The sequence below is a fragment of the Skermanella pratensis genome, from assembly GCF_008843145.1.
Lineage (GTDB): Bacteria > Pseudomonadota > Alphaproteobacteria > Azospirillales > Azospirillaceae > Skermanella > Skermanella pratensis.
In genome coordinates this window covers 2,258,278-2,273,046 of sequence record NZ_CP030265.1, presented here as the reverse complement: position 1 = coordinate 2,273,046, position 14,769 = coordinate 2,258,278, and the positions used below count along the sequence as shown (strand labels likewise).

At 68.3% G+C, this 14,769-nt stretch carries 15 protein-coding genes and 1 riboswitch; of the genes, 6 read left to right on the top strand and 9 right to left on the bottom strand.

Features of this window, described 5'->3' with window-relative positions; all coding sequences use genetic code 11:
• From sdhA to DPR14_RS10220, 5 genes are all read left to right on the top strand, one after another.
• On the top strand, positions 1 to 1,791 hold the full coding sequence (gene sdhA, locus DPR14_RS10240) for a succinate dehydrogenase flavoprotein subunit (RefSeq protein ID WP_158045037.1): 1,791 nt from the start codon (positions 1 to 3) through the stop codon (positions 1,789 to 1,791).
• A gap of 92 nt (positions 1,792 to 1,883) precedes the next feature.
• On the top strand, positions 1,884 to 2,663 hold the full coding sequence (locus DPR14_RS10235) for a succinate dehydrogenase iron-sulfur subunit (RefSeq protein ID WP_158045036.1): 780 nt from the start codon (positions 1,884 to 1,886) through the stop codon (positions 2,661 to 2,663).
• 272 nt (positions 2,664 to 2,935) lie between these two features.
• On the top strand, positions 2,936 to 3,154 hold the full coding sequence (gene infA / locus DPR14_RS10230) for a translation initiation factor IF-1 (RefSeq protein ID WP_037452069.1): 219 nt from the start codon (positions 2,936 to 2,938) through the stop codon (positions 3,152 to 3,154).
• Between the two features lie 34 nt (positions 3,155 to 3,188).
• A complete protein-coding gene (locus tag DPR14_RS10225) occupies positions 3,189 to 3,803 on the top strand; it encodes a Maf family protein (protein ID WP_158045035.1) in 615 nt (204 codons plus the stop codon).
• Positions 3,800 to 4,963, top strand: a complete 1,164-nt coding sequence (locus DPR14_RS10220) for a ribonuclease E/G (protein WP_158045034.1) — start codon at positions 3,800 to 3,802, stop codon at positions 4,961 to 4,963. The genes DPR14_RS10225 and DPR14_RS10220 overlap by 4 nt, the downstream gene beginning before the upstream one ends.
• A 20-nt stretch (positions 4,964 to 4,983) precedes the next feature.
• On the opposite strand, the gene amaB is transcribed toward DPR14_RS10220, so the two are convergent.
• The 4 genes from amaB to DPR14_RS10200 are packed head-to-tail and all read right to left on the bottom strand — an operon-like array spanning position 4,984 to position 10,118.
• Complete coding sequence (amaB, locus tag DPR14_RS10215; protein WP_158045033.1) at positions 4,984 to 6,480, bottom strand: L-piperidine-6-carboxylate dehydrogenase; 1,497 nt, start codon at positions 6,478 to 6,480, stop codon at positions 4,984 to 4,986.
• A gap of 39 nt (positions 6,481 to 6,519) precedes the next feature.
• Positions 6,520 to 7,830: a xylose isomerase gene (gene xylA / locus DPR14_RS10210; protein WP_158045032.1), complete on the bottom strand. Its 1,311-nt coding sequence runs from the start codon at positions 7,828 to 7,830 to the stop codon at positions 6,520 to 6,522.
• An 18-nt stretch (positions 7,831 to 7,848) separates the two neighbouring features.
• On the bottom strand, positions 7,849 to 9,048 hold the full coding sequence (locus DPR14_RS10205) for a Gfo/Idh/MocA family protein (protein ID WP_158045031.1): 1,200 nt from the start codon (positions 9,046 to 9,048) through the stop codon (positions 7,849 to 7,851).
• A complete protein-coding gene (locus DPR14_RS10200; RefSeq protein WP_158045030.1) occupies positions 9,045 to 10,118 on the bottom strand; it encodes a sugar phosphate isomerase/epimerase family protein in 1,074 nt (357 codons plus the stop codon). The genes DPR14_RS10205 and DPR14_RS10200 overlap by 4 nt, the downstream gene beginning before the upstream one ends.
• Positions 10,119 to 10,386: 268 nt before the next feature.
• On the opposite strand from DPR14_RS10200, the gene DPR14_RS10195 reads away from it, so the two are divergent.
• On the top strand, positions 10,387 to 11,562 hold the full coding sequence (locus tag DPR14_RS10195) for an ROK family transcriptional regulator (protein WP_211103961.1): 1,176 nt from the start codon (positions 10,387 to 10,389) through the stop codon (positions 11,560 to 11,562).
• An 80-nt stretch (positions 11,563 to 11,642) separates the two neighbouring features.
• Here DPR14_RS10195 and DPR14_RS10190 read toward each other — a convergent pair whose 3' ends face one another.
• The 5 genes from DPR14_RS10190 to DPR14_RS10170 are packed head-to-tail and all read right to left on the bottom strand — an operon-like array spanning position 11,643 to position 14,404.
• Positions 11,643 to 11,852, bottom strand: coding sequence for a DNA gyrase inhibitor YacG (locus tag DPR14_RS10190; protein WP_158045028.1), 210 nt, complete (start codon positions 11,850 to 11,852; stop codon positions 11,643 to 11,645).
• 45 nt (positions 11,853 to 11,897) lie between these two features.
• A complete protein-coding gene (locus DPR14_RS10185; protein ID WP_158045027.1) occupies positions 11,898 to 12,707 on the bottom strand; it encodes an energy-coupling factor ABC transporter ATP-binding protein in 810 nt (269 codons plus the stop codon).
• Positions 12,704 to 13,453 (bottom strand): cobalt ECF transporter T component CbiQ, encoded by a 750-nt coding sequence (cbiQ, locus tag DPR14_RS10180; RefSeq protein WP_158045026.1) that lies wholly within the window; start codon positions 13,451 to 13,453, stop codon positions 12,704 to 12,706. Before cbiQ ends, DPR14_RS10185 begins: the two co-directional genes overlap by 4 nt.
• Entirely contained in the window at positions 13,440 to 13,745 is a 306-nt protein-coding gene (locus DPR14_RS10175; RefSeq protein ID WP_158045025.1) for an energy-coupling factor ABC transporter substrate-binding protein, read from the bottom strand. The genes cbiQ and DPR14_RS10175 overlap by 14 nt, the downstream gene beginning before the upstream one ends.
• Positions 13,742 to 14,404 (bottom strand): energy-coupling factor ABC transporter permease, encoded by a 663-nt coding sequence (locus tag DPR14_RS10170; RefSeq protein ID WP_246149133.1) that lies wholly within the window; start codon positions 14,402 to 14,404, stop codon positions 13,742 to 13,744. Before DPR14_RS10170 ends, DPR14_RS10175 begins: the two co-directional genes overlap by 4 nt.
• A gap of 129 nt (positions 14,405 to 14,533) precedes the next feature.
• Positions 14,534 to 14,758: riboswitch (cobalamin riboswitch) on the bottom strand.
• Between the last annotated feature and the right edge of the window lie 11 nt (positions 14,759 to 14,769).

The window sequence follows — 14,769 nt, the reverse complement described above, 5'->3', positions numbered from 1 at the left end:
ATGGCGAGCGCCTATCAGATTATCGACCACACCTACGACGTCGTCGTCGTGGGAGCCGGCGGGGCCGGCCTGCGGGCCACCTTCGGCATGGCTGAAAAGGGCCTGAAGACCGCCTGCATCACCAAGGTGTTCCCGACGCGCAGCCATACGGTCGCGGCGCAGGGCGGCATCAGCGCGGCGCTGGGCAACATGGGTGAGGACGACTGGCGCTGGCACATGTACGACACCGTCAAGGGGTCGGACTGGCTGGGCGACCAGGACGCGATCGAGTACATGTGCCGCGAGGCGATCCCCGCGATCATCGAGCTGGAACACTACGGCGTGCCGTTCTCGCGCACGGCCGAAGGCAAGATCTACCAGCGCGCCTTCGGCGGCATGACCACCAAGTTCGGCGAGGGCCGCGCCTACCGCACCTGCGCCGCCGCCGACCGGACCGGCCACGCGATCCTGCACACCTTGTACCAGCAGTCGCTGAAGCACGAGGCCGAGTTCTTCATCGAGTATTTCGCGCTCGACCTGATCATGGACGAGGACGGTATCTGCCGCGGCGTCATGGCCTGGAACCTGGACGACGGCACGATCCACCGTTTCCGCGCTCACATGGTGGTGCTGGCGACCGGCGGCTACGGCCGGGCCTACTTCTCCTGCACCTCGGCCCATACGTCCACCGGCGACGGCAACGCCATGATCCTGCGGGCCGGGCTCCCGCTCCAGGACATGGAGTTCGTGCAGTTCCACCCGACCGGCATCTACGGCGCGGGCTGCCTGATCACCGAGGGCGTGCGCGGCGAGGGCGGCTACCTGACCAACTCGTCGGGCGAGCGCTTCATGGAGCGCTATGCCCCGTCGGCAAAGGACCTGGCGTCCCGCGACGTGGTCAGCCGCTCGATGACGATCGAGATCCGCGAGGGCCGCGGCGTCGGCGCCAACAAGGACCATATCCACCTGCACCTGGAGCACCTGGACCCAGCGGTGATCCACGAGCGCCTGCCCGGCATCGCCGAGACCGCTAAGATCTTCGCCGACGTCGACGTGGCCAAGGAGCCGATCCCGGTGCTGCCGACCGTCCACTACAACATGGGCGGCATCCCGACCAACTACCGCTGCGAAGTGGTCCGGCCGACGCCGGAGAACCCCGACCAGGTCGTCCCCGGCCTGATGGCGATCGGCGAAGCCGCCTGCGTGTCGGTTCACGGCGCCAACCGTCTCGGTTCCAATTCGCTGCTCGACCTGGTCGTGTTCGGCCGGGCCGCCGCCATACGCGCGTCGGAGATCATCGAGAAGGGCTCGTCCCACCGGGCGATCCCGAAGGATGGCGCCGACCTGGCACTGGAGCGTTTCGACCGTCTGCGCAATGCCAAGGGCGAGGTCCGGACGGCCGACCTGCGCGCCGAGATGCAGCGCAACATGCAGAACAACTGCGCCGTCTTCCGCACCGGCGAGGTGCTGGAGGAAGGCGTTCAGTTGATGCAGGCGGCCTGGGCGAAGCGTCCGCACGTCAGCATCACCGACCGTACGATGGTGTGGAACTCGGACCTTGTCGAAGCCCTGGAGCTTGACAATCTTATGTACCAAGCGGTCGTGACCATGAACTCGGCCGCGAACCGCACGGAAAGCCGTGGGGCCCACGCCCGGGAAGACTACCCGGATCGCGACGACGAAAACTGGATGAAGCACACGGTCGTCAGTATCGACGAGAGCGGCAAGACGACTTTCGAGTTCCGTCCGGTCCATCTCTACACGCTGACCAACGAAGTCCAGGTGTTCCCGCCGAAAGCGCGCGTGTATTGACCTGACAGGCCACAACAAGGCCGGGGCGGCATCGGCCGTTCCGGCTCCGGGCCGCGGCTGGCGGCGGGCAAGGTATTCGAGGATTTGATACGATGGTTGAGTTCGCGCTACCCCGCAATTCGCGGATCACACCGGGCAAGAGGGTCTCGAACGCTAAGGGCGCCAAGCGCGCCAAGAACTTCAAGATCTACCGGTGGAACCCCGAGGACGGCCAGAATCCTCATCTGGACGAGTTCGAGATCGATCTCGACAAGTGCGGCCCGATGGTGCTGGACGCCCTGATCCACATCAAGAACGACATCGACGGAACGGTCGCCTTCCGGCGGTCCTGCCGCGAGGGCATCTGCGGCTCGTGCTCCATGAACATCGACGGCGTCAACACGCTCGCGTGCCTGAAGCCGATCGAGGAAGTGAAGGGCGACGTCGCGATCTACCCGCTGCCGCACATGAAGGTGGTCAAGGATCTGGTCCCCGACCTGAGCCAGGTGTATGCCCAGTACACCTCGATCAAGCCATGGCTCCAGACCCAGTCGGCCACCCCGCCGGACCGTGAGCGGCTGCAGAGCCCGGAAGAGCGCGAGAAGCTGAACGGCCTCTACGAATGCATCCTGTGCTTCTGCTGCACCACGAGCTGCCCCAGCTACTGGTGGAACGGCGACCGTTATCTCGGCCCGGCCGTCCTGCTCCAGGCCTATCGCTGGATCGCTGACAGCCGGGACGAGATGACGGGCGAGCGGCTCGACCAGCTCGAAGATCCGTTCCGCCTGTACCGCTGCCACACCATCATGAATTGCACCCGCACCTGCCCCAAGGGTCTCAACCCCGCCAAGGCGATTGCGGAAATCAAGAAGCTGATGGTCGAGCGGCAGTAAGGCCGGTCTCTCACCCCGGCACGGGTGTCCCGCGGCGCCAGCGCTTTCTCCGCATAGGGGCGGAGACGGCGCTGGCGCTGTCATCTTTACGGGGATCCTCCTTCCGGGGGGCCTTTGGCGGGGAAGCACTTTGTGGCGGGTTTTTGTCGAATGGGCAGTATCGTTTTCCCGCGCATCGGCCTATTGTGCGCCCGCGCCGGGAAACCGCTTGACCCGCGTGGTTCCGGCGATCACTTATCTCCGCGGAATCTCCTGAACGGACTAAAGGACTTATGGCAAAAGAAGATCTGATCGAATTCTCCGGCACCGTCATGGAACTGCTCCCGAACGCCATGTTCCGGGTCAAGCTGGACAACGACCACGAAGTGCTGGCGCACACCTCGGGCAAGATGCGCAAGAACCGCATTCGCGTGCTCGCGGGCGACAGGGTGAATGTGGAGATGACCCCGTACGACCTCAGCAAGGGCCGCATCACATTCCGCTTCAAGTAATCTGCCGCGTTGGACAGACCGTGACCATCACGTCATGACAGTTCCGCCGGCATCCGACACGCTGGTGCTCGCCTCTGCCTCGCCCCGGCGTCTAGACCTGCTGCGCCAGATCGGAATCGACCCGGCCAGCATCGACCCGGCAGACATCGACGAAACCCCGATCCGCGACGAGCTTCCCGCCCAGCATGCCGCAAGGCTCGCTGCCGAGAAGGCTGCCGCGGTGGCGTCGCGCCATGCAGGCGCTTTCGTGCTCGCGGCGGATACTGTGGTGGCCTGCGGTCGCCGCATCCTCCCCAAGGCCGAGAACGAGCAGCAGGCCCGAGCCTGCCTGAAGCTGCTTTCCGGCCGACGGCACCGGGTTTACGGTGGCGTCACGCTGGTACTGCCCGACGGGCGAAGCATCGACAGGGTCGTCCAGACCGCCGTCACCTTCAAGGTGCTGAGCCTTGAGGAGACGGAAGACTACATCGCTTCGAACGAGTGGCATGGCAAGGCCGGTGGCTACGCCATCCAGGGACGCGCCGCGGCGCTGGTCCGCTGGATCGGCGGTTCCTACAGCAATGTCGTGGGACTGCCTCTGTTCGAGGTTGCCAACATGCTGCGCGGCGCGGGCTTCGTACCCGCCTCCCCGTCTCTCGTTCACACGTGACCGACCCGTCCAGGGGCATCGAGATCCTGATCGACCGTTCCGGGCCGCTCCTGCGCGCCGCGGTGGTCGAGGACGGGCGGCTGACCGATCTCCATATCGACACCACCGACAGGCAGAGCCGGCTGGGCGAGGTGGTGCTGGGTCGGGTCGACCGGATCGTCACCGCCCTGAACGGCGCCTTCGTGGACATCGGCGGCGCTGCCGGCCTGCTGAACAACGCCGACCTGCGCACCGCGGCTCCCGCCAGCCGCAAGGCGGCACGCGCCGGTACCGCCCTGCGGGCCGGCCAGCCGGTGCTGGTCCAGGTCAAGGCGGAACCCGGCGGCGGCAAGGGTCCCTCGCTGACCATGGACGTGACCCTACCCGGCCGCTTCCTGGTGATGACTCCGTTCAAGCCGGGCATCTCGATCTCCCGCCGCCTGGCGCAGGGCGATGCGCGGGGCCGGCTTTCCCAGATGATTTCCGAGATCACCGGCGGCCTGGGCGGCGGCTGGATCGTCCGAGGCAGTGCCCTCGGCGTGGAACCTGGCACCCTGGCCGCCGAGGCCGAAAGCCTAGCCGTGGCATGGCGCGGCATCGAACGCCAGACGACGGCCACGCCCCCGGTCACGCTCCGGCCCGGCCCAACGGCAACGGTGCGTGCGGTGATCGAGAACGGCGGGCGGCCGATCGCGGGGATAACCGTCGCAGACCCGTCCCTGCGCGACGAATTGGCCGCCTGCGCGCCCGACCTGGCGCCGCTGATCCGTATCGAATCCGGCGCCCTGTTCGACCGCTACGACCTGGAAGGCGAGTTCCTCCGCCTGACCGAACGGGAGGTCCCGCTGCCCGGCGGCGGCAGCCTGGTGATCGACCGGACCGAGGCGCTGACCGTGATCGACGTCAATGGCGGCGAGCGCCCCAACGCCCTCGCCACCAACCTCGACGCCGTCACGGAGATCGCCCGGCAACTCCGGCTGCGCAATGTCGGCGGCATCGTGATCGTGGATTTCATCAACATGGCGTCGCGGGCCGATGCGGAACGGGTCCTCGACGGCCTTACCCGAGCCACCGCCGACGACCCCGCCGGCGTCAACGTCTACGGCATGTCGAAGCTGGGGCTGGTCGAACTCACCCGCTCCCGCCGGGGACCGCCGCTCGCCGACCTGACCGGCCGGTAAGCGGGTCCCCGGCCAGCCCGTCACCCGAACACGATGCCCTGCGCCAGCGGCAACGCGTCGGAATAGTTCACTGTCGCGGTCTGCCGGCGCATATAGGCTTTCCAGGCGTCCGAACCCGACTCGCGCCCGCCCCCGGTTTCCTTCTCCCCGCCGAAGGCGCCGCCGATCTCGGCACCGCTCGGGCCGATATTGACGTTGGCGATGCCACAGTCGCTGCCGGCGGCGGACAGGAACCGCTCGGCCTCGCGCAGGTCGGTCGTGAAGATGCAGGACGACAGCCCCTGCGGCACGTCGTTCTGCAACGCGATCGCCTCGTCCAGGCCGTCATAGCGCAGGATGTAGAGGATCGGGGCGAAAGTCTCGTGCCGCACCGTGTCGGTCTGCCCCGGCATCTCGACCAGCGCTGGCTCGACATAGAAGGCGTCCGGATACTCGTCGGCCAGCACGCGCCGGCCGCCGGTCACGTTGCCGCCTTCGGCAGCGGCGCTCTCCAGCGCGCGGGCCATGCCGTCGAACGAGTCGCGGTCGATCAGCGGCCCGACCAGCTTCGACGTGTCCAGCGGATTGCCGATGGGGATGCCGGCATAGGCCTGCCGGAGCCGCGGGACCAGCGTGTCGTAGACGTCGGAATGGACGATCAGCCGGCGCAAGCTGGTGCAGCGCTGCCCCGCCGTGCCGACGGCGGCGAACAGGATGGCGCGCACCGCCAGTTCCAGGTCGGCCGACGGCGTCACGATCATGGCGTTGTTGCCGCCGAGTTCCAGGATCGAGCGGGCGAAGCGCTGGGCGAGACGGGGTCCGACCTCGCGGCCCATCCGCGTGCTGCCGGTGGCGCTGACCAGCGCGATGCGGGGGTCGTCCACCAGACGCTCGCCGATCTCCCGGCCGCCCACCAGCACGGAGGACAGCCGGGCGGGGGCGTCGCCGAACCGGGCCGCCGCGCGCTCGAACAGGGCTTGGCAGGCGAGCGCCGTGACCGGGGTCTTCTCCGACGGTTTCCAGACCACGGGATCGCCGCAGACGATCGCCAGGGCGAAGTTCCACGACCAGACCGCGACCGGAAAGTTGAAGGCCGAGATCACGCCGACCGCGCCCAGCGGGTGCCAAGTCTCGCTCATGCGGTGGCCTGGACGCTCCGACGCGATGGTCAGGCCGTAGAGCTGGCGGGACAGGCCGACCGCGAAGTCGCAGATGTCGATCATCTCCTGCACTTCGCCATAGCCTTCCTGGATCGACTTGCCGCACTCCAGGGTCACGAGGCTCCCCAGCGCCTCCTTGTGGGCGCGCAGCTCCTCGCCCAGCAGGCGGATCAGCTCGCCTCGGCGGGGAGCAGGCACCAGCCGCCAGGTCTTGAAGGCTTCCGCCGCCGCGGCGATCTTGGCGTCCGCCGTCTCTGGCGTGTCGTCCTTCAGCCGGCCGATCTCCGTGCCGTCGATCGGGCTGCGGACGATGCGGGTGCCGCCCCGAAGCAGCTCCGGATCCAGGTTCAGGGCGGTGGAGATATCCCGCAGGTTCATGGTTTCGGCTCCTCGTTTACCGTAGGCGTGGACGCCACCCTAATACCTGTTAACCAGGTTCTCCAGATACTCCTGCCGGCCGGAGCGGGGTTCCGGCTTCAGCTTCCGATCGCGGGCCAGCTTGGCGAGCTCGCCCAACCCGACCCGGCCGCCCAGGATATCGGCGCCCAGCCCCTGGTCCCAGCCGGCATAGCGGTCGGCCACGTGGGAGGCCAGCTTGCCATCCGCGATCATCCGCTCCGCCATCAGCAGGCCGCGAGCCAGCGTGTCCATGCCGCCGATATGGGCGATGAACAGATCCTCCGCGTCGATCGACTGACGCCGCACCTTGGCGTCGAAGTTGAAGCCTCCGGTCGTCAGCCCGCCGGCCGACAGGACATGGTACAGCGCCAGCGCCGCCTCCCGGTCGTCGTTGGGGAACTGGTCGGTGTCCCAGCCGTTCTGCGGGTCGCCGCGGTTGATGTCGAAGCTGCCCATCAGGCCGTTGGTAATGGCGTACACGACCTCGTGCTCGAAGGAGTGGCCTGCGAGCGTGGCGTGGTTGACCTCCAGGTTCAGCTTTATCTCGTTCTCCAGCCCGTATTTCCGCAGGAAGGCGTGGACCGTCGCGGCGTCGTGGTCGTACTGGTGCTTGGTCGGTTCCATGGGCTTCGGCTCGATCAGGATCGTCCCCTTGAAGCCGATGCGGTGCTTGTGCTCGACCACCATGGACATGAACCGGCCGAGCTGGTCCAGCTCCCGCTTCATGTCGGTGTTGAGCAGGGTGTCGTAGCCCTCGCGGCCGCCCCAAAGCACGTAGTTCTCGCCGCCCAGGCGGTGCGTCATCTCCAGCACGCGCGCGACCTGCGCCGCGGCGAAGGCGAACACTTCCGGATCGGGGTTGGTCGCGCCGCCGGCCATGTAGCGCCGGTGCGAGAACAGGTTGGCGGTCCCCCACAGCAGCCTGACGCCTGTGCGGTCGATGCCGTCGCGCATCAACTCCTCGATCCGGGCGAGGTTGGCGTCGCCGTCCCCGATGGTCTCCCCCAGCGGAGCCACGTCGGCGTCGTGGAAGCAGAAGAACGGCACGCCCAGCTTCTCGAAGAACTCGAACGCTGCATGGAGCTTCAGTTCGGCGTTCTCCATGGTGTCCGCCGCCTGCCATGGGCGGTCGAAGGTGCCGGCTCCGAACATGTCCACGCCGGGCCAGCAGAAGGTGTGCCACCAGCAGACAGCGACCCTCAGATGGTCCGCCATCCGCTTGCCCAGCACCATGCGGTCGGGTTCGTAGTGGCGGAACGCCAGGGGATCGTCGGAGTCGGGTCCCTTGAAGGGGATGCGGCCGATGTTCTTGAAACAGGGGGCGGTCATGGCGGAAGCTCCGGCGGATCAATGGGTCGTAAGGGCTGTCCAGGCCGCGTTGTTGCGGCTCGAGTCCACGGCGGCGGAGATGAAGCGGACCCCGCGCACGCCGTCGGCGACGGTCGGCACCAGCAGCGACGCCGGGCCTGGATCCCGCCCCTCGATCCGCGCCGCGATCTGCTCGGCGATGTCGCTGTAGATCTGCGCGAAGCCTTCCAGGTAGCCCTCGGGATGGCCGGCGGGAATCCGGCTGGCGTGCGCCGCCGCGGGGCCGGAGCCCGGGCCATTGCGGGTTAAGAGCTGCGGCGGTTCCCCGAACCGGGTCACGCGCAGATGGTTCGGCTGCTCCTGGTGCCATTCCAGCCCGGCCTTGTCGCCGAAGATCCGGAGGCGCAACCCGTTTTCGTGGCCGGGCGCCACCTGGCTCGACCACAGCATGCCCCGCGCCCCGGTGCTGAAGCGCAGCAGCATGTTGACGTTGTCGTCCACCCGCCGTCCCTCCACGAAACTGGAAAGATCGGCGGCGATCTGGGTGCAATGGAGGCCGGAGACGAATTCCGCCAGGTTGAAGGCATGGGTGCCGATATCGCCGATACACCCTCCCCCGCCGGTCTGCGCCGGGTCGGTCCGCCAGGACGCCTGCTTCTGGCCCGTCTCCTCCAGCGAGACGGTCAGCCAATCCTGCGGATATTCCACCTGCACGACCCGGACGGTGCCGAGGCCGCCGCCCGCCACCAACTCGCGGGCATGCCTGACCATGGGGTATCCGGTGTAGTTGTGGGTCAGGGCGAACAGCCTGCCGCTCGCCTCCACGGCCGCAGCCAGATCCTCGGCCTGCGCCACCGTCGCGGTCATCGGCTTGTCGCAGATGACGTGGATGCCGGCGTCCAGGAACGCCCGGGCGGCGGGGTGATGCAGATGGTTGGGCGTCACGATCGCGACCGCGTCGATGCCATCATGGCGCCCCGCCTCGGCCCGCGCCATCTCGGCGAAGTCGGAATAAGCGCGGTCACCCGCGATGTGGAGATCGGCGGCGCTGTCCCGCGCCCGCTGCGGATCGCTGGAGAGGGCGCCCGCGACCAGTTCCCACCGGTCGTCCAGGCGCGCGGCGATGCGGTGGACCGCGCCGATGAAGGCGCCGTGCCCGCCGCCGACCATGCCGAGCCGGAGGCGCCGCTTGAGCGCCCCGCCCTGGTCGCCTTCTCCCTGGCTGCCTTTTATGGTCATGGCTGTCCTCCCGCGCGGTCGAGGCCGAGCATGCTGCGGTTGGCGGCATCATCGGTGCCGGCCTCGGCGAAGTCGTCGAAGGCGCGCTCGGTCACCTCGATGATATGCGCCTCGATGAAGGCCGCCCCCTCGGCGGCTCCCTGCTCCGGATGCTTCATGCAGCATTCCCACTCCAGCACGGCCCAGCCGTCGAACCCGTACTGGGTCAGCTTGGAGAAGATGCCGGTGAAATCGACCTGCCCATCCCCCAGCGAGCGGAACCGCCCGGCGCGGTCGATCCAGGCCTGGAAGCCGCCATAGACACCCTGGCGCGGCGACGGGTTGAACTCGGCGTCCTTGGCGTGGAACATCCGGATACGCTCGTGGTAGACGTCGATGTAGCCGAGATAATCGAGCTGCTGGAGCACGAAGTGGCTGGGGTCGTACAGGATGTTGCACCGGGGATGGCCGCCGACCCTCTCCAGGAACATCTCGAACGTCACGCCGTCGTGCAGATCCTCGCCCGGATGGATCTCGTAGCAGAGATCGACGCCCGCCCGGTCGAACTCGTTGAGGATCGGCAGCCAGCGCTTCGCCAGTTCGTCGAACGCGGTCTCGACCAGTCCCGCCGGCCTTTGCGGCCAGGGGTAGAGATAGGGCCAGGCGAGCGCGCCGGAGAACGTGGCGTGTGCCGTCAACCCCAGATTTTGCGATGCTTTCGCCGCAAGCTGGAGCTGCTCGACCGCCCACTGCTGGCGCGCCGCGGGATTGCCGCGAACTTCCGGGGCCGCGAAGCCGTCGAACGCCAGATCGTAGGCGGGATGGACGGCGACCAGCTGGCCCTGGAGGTGGGTCGACAGCTCGGTCAGCTCGACGCCCGCCTCGTTCAGGATGCCCTTGACCTCGTCGCAATAGGCTTTGCTCTCCGCCGCCTTGGCGAGGTCGAACAGGCGAACGTCCCAGGACGGGATCTGCACGCCCTTGAAACCATGCTGCGCCGCCCAGCCGGCCATGCCCTCGAGGGTATTGAACGGTTCGGAGTCTCCCGCGAACTGGGCGAGAAAGATTGCCGGTCCCTTGATCGTCTTCATCTGGTCGGGTCCTCCCGGGGATGGAGCGGACTGTCCGCGAAGCGTGACCGCTTGGCGCCGTGCCGCCATATCAGAAACGGACGCGGGGAGGGAATGGTGCGGGAATGGCTCTGCTGGCGCGGCTCTATGCGCGGCACTGACGTTCCTCCCTCCCGTTCGATGGGGCGGCGTCTTGTTTGCGCTCGGTCTCAAATTAGATAGACCATCGAACAAAAATAAGCGTAGCCTAGAGTTTAGGCATGGTCAAGCAGGCGAGGAGAACATCGCCGTGTCAGCCCGGGTGAACTCGGCACTGATTCGCCAGATCAATCTGGCGCGCGTCTTTCACGCCCTGCGGGAGCATCCGGAAAGCTCGCAGCGGGATCTCGGAAAGCTCACCGGCCTGGACAAGGCGACGGTATCGACCGTCGTCGCCCAGTTGCAGGACCTGCGGCTCGTCGAGCGCTCGGAACAAAGCAAGGCGCGCCGGGTCGGCCGGCCGGAGACCGCGCTGTCGATCCCCCGTAGCGCCGGCGTACTGGTCGGCGTCCGGCTGGAGCCGGCCACGATCCGGGTCGTCACCACCACCCTCGCCGGCGAGGTGCTCGGCCACTGCCAGCTTCCGGGCAGCCTGGACATGAAGGCGGCGCTGGTCACCCTGCGCGAGGCGGTGGACCGGGAAATCGCGGAGATCGGCGAAACCTGGTCATCGGTCCGGGCACTGGGCGCCGGCATACCCGGGCTGATGGACCGGGACGGAAACCTGGTGCTGGCGCCCAACCTCGGCTGGCGGGACGTGCCGATCCGCGCCATGCTGGAGGAGATCTTCCACTGCCCGGTCGAGGTCGATAACGACACCAAGGCCGCGGCCATCGCCGAACGGCTGTTCGGCCTTTGCCGCAAGACGGACGATTACGTTTACCTCACCGGTGATTCCGGCGTCGGCGGCGCGCTGGTGCTGGGCGGCCGCGTCTACCGCGGTTCGGGCGGCTTCGCCGGAGAAATCGGACATACCAAGGTTTCGCCGGAGGGCCGGCCATGCGGCTGCGGCCGGCGTGGTTGCCTGGAGACCTATGTGTCGGAAGCCGCGATCCTGCGCACCCTGGCGGAACGGGGCATCGACGCCGCCGACATCCGCGCCGTCGCCGACCTGGCGGCGGCCGGACGGGAGGAAGTCCGGGCATTGCTGGAAGAAGCCGGCCACCTCCTGGGCTTCGCTCTGTCCAACATCGTGAACATCCTCAATCCGGGGCTGATCGTGCTCGGCGGCAACCTGGCGGTCGTCGGCGCCCATATCGTGCCCAGCCTGGAGCGAGCGATCTCCGAGCACGCGCTCGGTCCGGCGGCGGCCGGCGTCAGCGTGCGCATCTCGCCGCTGGGCGAGGACGCCGTCCCGATGGGCGGCATCGCCCTGGCGCTCGACGGCTTCCTGGCGCCTCCCCGCATTTCGATCGCACGCGGCTGACGCCCGTCGTCACAGCGGGAGCACCGGGCGCCGTCTCCAGGAACTCCGGCCCGGCGCCGGCGAAGCCGCGGCCGAACCCGTCAGTGGAGCCTTTCCGGATCGGCGTCGAAGTCGGTCTCGATCTCCGCTTCCGGGTCGTTGGCCTCGACGCGATAGACCCCGCCCAACCAACGGTTCAGGTCCACGTCGGCGCACCGGGACGTGCAGAACGGCTTATACTGTGGATCGGCTGGCCGCCCGCAGATCGGGCAGGCCGGCAACCGGCGGGACTTCTGGGAAATATCGCTCATGGGGTGAGAAGTTGTCATGCCCGGACGAGATTCAAGGCGGGCGGCTCACCCGCCGGCACAGGATCCAAGCATGGCCTCCCGTGTCCGGGGCCATGGCCGGGGCAGCTTCATCGCCCTCGCCAGTTCCAGCAGCAGGGGTGGCCGCAGCCGCGCCCGGGCGAGCGCCTCGGCGTCTCCCAGCACGTCGGGCGCCGTTCCCTGGATCAGCGTCCTGCCCTCGAACAGGATCGCGATGTCGTCCGCCCAGGCATAGGCGAGGTCGACGTCGTGGGTGGATAAGACCAGCGTCATTCCCTGCGCGGCAAGGCCGTCCAGGACCGCCATGAGGCGAATGACGCCATCGGCGTCCAGCCCGGCGGTGGGTTCGTCCAGCAGAAGCACCTCCGGCCGCATCGCCAGGGCGCCCGCGATGGCGACGCGCCGCTTCTGGCCGAAGCTGAGCATATGGGTCGGGCGGTCGGCCAGATCCCCGATGCCGAGATCGGCCAGGGCGGCGGTGACCCGCCGGCGCACCTCGGCTTCGGGAAGGTCCAGGTTGAGCGGCCCGAAAGCGACGTCGCGGGCGACCGTCGCGGCGAAGATCTGGTCGTCCGGATCCTGGAGCACCAGGGCCACCCGGTTGCGCCAGTCGCGGAGGGCACGGCGGTCGTATCCCGCCGGCGATCCGTCGCGCATCACGCGCCCGCCGCGCGGCTTCAGGGTGCCGTTCAGGTGCAGGAACAGGGTCGTCTTGCCGCAGCCGTTCGGCCCGAGCAGGGCCAGCCTGCGCCCCCGCCCGACGGCGAGGTCGAGGCCGCGCAGCGCCTCGATGCCGCCGGCATAGTCGTAGCGGAGCGCCTGCGCCTCCAGCATCATCCGCCCCGCCGCACCAGGAGCGCCGCCGACGCGATGCCGAGCGGCAGCGCCGCTCCCGCCAGCAGGCGCCAAGCCGAGAGCGCACGGTCGTCGGCCGGCTGCGGCAGGTCGCCGCCAAGACCGCGCGCCGCCATCCCGATCTCCAGCCGCCGGCCGCGGGCGAGGGAGCGCTGGAACAGGCTCCCCGCCAGCCAGCCGGCCGAGCGCAGGCTGCGCCGGGGACCATCGTAGCCGAGGCGGCCGACCTGGGCCTGCCGGCCGGTGGCGGCACAGTCCAGGAAGACGAAGATCAGCCGGTATGTCAGCAGGATCAGGTCACGCACCAGCCGCGGCACGCCAAGCCGCCCCAGCAGCGGCATCAGGTCGGCGACGGGCGTGGTCAGGATCAGGAAGACGAGGCAGGAAGTCGCGGCAAGCGACCGCAAGGTCACGGCAGCCGCCGCCTCCAGCCCGCCGGGCGCCAGCCCGACATGCAGGCCGTCGGAAACATCGACCGCCAGCGCCAGCACCGGCGCGCCGGTCAGCAGGAATCCGAGCGGGATCGCGAGCGTGCCGAGCACGGCCCCGACCGGCACGCCCGCTCCCAGGATGGTCAGTGCCAGCATGGCGGCGATCGACAGCGGTGCCGTGGGCCAGGGCGGCAGGACCAGGGTCACCAGCAGCATGCCGAGCGCGGGCAGCAGCTTTTCCAGCGGATGGAGGTCGTGCCAGCGGTTGGTCCAGGCGTGGCGGTCAATCGCCAGCATGAAGCTCCGTCCGCCGATCGTCCGGTCCGCCTTCCCGCCGTCCTCGCCGGAGGCCGACATAGTAACCGAGCAGCCCGGCGCCGAGTGCCGCCTGCAGCGAGAACAGCAGGCTCTCGATTTCGCCGCTGGGCGGTTCCCACAGGGGCTCGAACCAGGGCTGGTATCCGGCCCGGTCGATCAGGTCCTGCGCCTGCCCATCGGCGCCGGAGAACTCGGCATTGCCGACGACCAGCAGCGGCAGGACCACGATGGCGGCGGCCACCAGGAGAAGAATTGCGTTGCGCCCCCTCATTTCGCCCCCATCACCTTGGTTCCGAACGCCAGCGCCGACAGCTCGTCGCGGCTATACTGCACCAGCAGATTGACGACTACGACCGTCAGGATCCCCTCCACCACCGCGAGCGGCACCTGGGTGATCGCGAATATCGACAGGAACTTGACCAGCGCCCCCCCGAAGCCGGTCAGCGGGTCGGGAAAGGCCAGGGCCAGCTGGACCGAGGTCGTGCAATAGGTCGCCAGGTTGCCGAGCGCCGCGGCCAGGAAGACCGCGAAGCTCCTGCCCAGGCCGGCGGCCAGACGCCAGACGCCATAGGCGACCCAGGGACCGACGACGGCCATGGAGAAGACGTTGGCGCCCAGCGTGGTCAGCCCGCCATGGGCCAGCAGCAGGGCCTGGAACATCAGGACGATGGTGCCCAGCACCGCCATGGCGTTCGGCCCGAACAGGACGGCGCCCAGGCCGACGCCGGTCGGGTGCGAGCAGCTTCCCGTCACCGACGGGATCTTCAGCGCCGACAGCACGAAGGCGAAGGCGCCGGATGCGGCGAGCAGAAGCTTCGTTTCGGGATGGTCATCGACCACGCGCCTGATCCGGCGGACGCCGGCGACGACGAAAGGCGCCGCGGCCACCATCCAGGCCGCGGCATGGAGAGGCGGCAAGTAGCCTTCCATGATATGCATTGAACAGATAACCCCCTTTTTCGACAAAAGGAGGTGCATGGATGAAGCGCCCACTGAGCACGGCGACAAGGATGCCGCCGACTTGGCTGGCCTTCCTCCCGGTGCACCCCGCCCGGACATACGGCTCTTCCGGTGACGGCAGGTCTCCTGGCTCGCAGGTCCCGGTCGGACGCCGATGCCTTCCCGGCCCATTGCGGGGCCAGTGGCTTGATGCCGGCGCAGACTCGCTGCTTACAGTTGCGGGGGCAGCCACGGATTAGGTCCCCTGGGGGGTCCGCCGCACCGTGTTCCCTATTAATCCCCCTCGACTCTCGCTCGGGGGAACCTGTCACCGGGGATGAAGCTAGAGGGCAAAG

Excerpts from the sequence above, each read along its gene's own strand:
- sdhA (WP_158045037.1), top strand. The coding sequence starts at position 1 with ATGGCGAGCGCCTATCAGATTATCGACCACACCTACGACGTCGTCGTC.
- DPR14_RS10235 (WP_158045036.1), top strand. The coding sequence starts at position 1,884 with ATGGTTGAGTTCGCGCTACCCCGCAATTCGCGGATCACACCGGGCAAG.
- infA (WP_037452069.1), top strand. The coding sequence starts at position 2,936 with ATGGCAAAAGAAGATCTGATCGAATTCTCCGGCACCGTCATGGAACTG.
- DPR14_RS10225 (WP_158045035.1), top strand. The coding sequence starts at position 3,189 with ATGACAGTTCCGCCGGCATCCGACACGCTGGTGCTCGCCTCTGCCTCG.
- amaB (WP_158045033.1), bottom strand. The coding sequence starts at position 6,480 with ATGAACCTGCGGGATATCTCCACCGCCCTGAACCTGGATCCGGAGCTG.
- xylA (WP_158045032.1), bottom strand. The coding sequence starts at position 7,830 with ATGACCGCCCCCTGTTTCAAGAACATCGGCCGCATCCCCTTCAAGGGA.
- DPR14_RS10205 (WP_158045031.1), bottom strand. The coding sequence starts at position 9,048 with ATGACCATAAAAGGCAGCCAGGGAGAAGGCGACCAGGGCGGGGCGCTC.
- DPR14_RS10200 (WP_158045030.1), bottom strand. The coding sequence starts at position 10,118 with ATGAAGACGATCAAGGGACCGGCAATCTTTCTCGCCCAGTTCGCGGGA.
- DPR14_RS10190 (WP_158045028.1), bottom strand. The coding sequence starts at position 11,852 with ATGAGCGATATTTCCCAGAAGTCCCGCCGGTTGCCGGCCTGCCCGATC.
- DPR14_RS10185 (WP_158045027.1), bottom strand. The coding sequence starts at position 12,707 with ATGATGCTGGAGGCGCAGGCGCTCCGCTACGACTATGCCGGCGGCATC.
- cbiQ (WP_158045026.1), bottom strand. The coding sequence starts at position 13,453 with ATGCTGGCGATTGACCGCCACGCCTGGACCAACCGCTGGCACGACCTC.
- DPR14_RS10175 (WP_158045025.1), bottom strand. The coding sequence starts at position 13,745 with ATGAGGGGGCGCAACGCAATTCTTCTCCTGGTGGCCGCCGCCATCGTG.
- DPR14_RS10170 (WP_246149133.1), bottom strand. The coding sequence starts at position 14,404 with ATGGAAGGCTACTTGCCGCCTCTCCATGCCGCGGCCTGGATGGTGGCC.